The sequence below is a fragment of the Winogradskyella algicola genome (assembly GCF_005869935.1).
In the GTDB taxonomy this organism is placed as follows: domain Bacteria; phylum Bacteroidota; class Bacteroidia; order Flavobacteriales; family Flavobacteriaceae; genus Winogradskyella; species Winogradskyella algicola.
The window spans coordinates 1-255 of record NZ_SZQF01000036.1 but is presented as its reverse complement, the minus strand read 5'-3'; the positions used below and the strand labels follow the sequence as shown (position 1 = coordinate 255).

1 protein-coding gene is annotated in these 255 nt (G+C 41.6%); it reads right to left on the bottom strand.

Annotated features, from left to right (window positions below; translation table 11 throughout):
• Positions 1 to 70 precede the first annotated feature (70 nt).
• On the bottom strand, positions 71 to 255 hold a 185-nt coding region (locus tag FC091_RS15305), incomplete at its 5' end, for a hypothetical protein (protein WP_212745843.1).

The window sequence follows — 255 nt, the reverse complement described above, 5'->3', positions numbered from 1 at the left end:
AGTATGTTCAAAGCGGAGCTCAAGGGATGCGTCAGCAATCCATTGAGCTCTGATTTGTTAATGAAGTTGTTTAGTTGCCAAGCTTGCTTGAGCATTTTTTTGTTTGAAGTATGTTCAAAGCGGAGCTTAAGGGATGCGTCAGCAATCCATTGAGCTCTGATTTGTTAATGAAGTTGTTTAGTTGCCAAGCTTGCTTGAGCATTTTTTTGTTTGAAGTATGTTCAAAGCGGAGCTCAAGGGATGCGTCAGCAATCC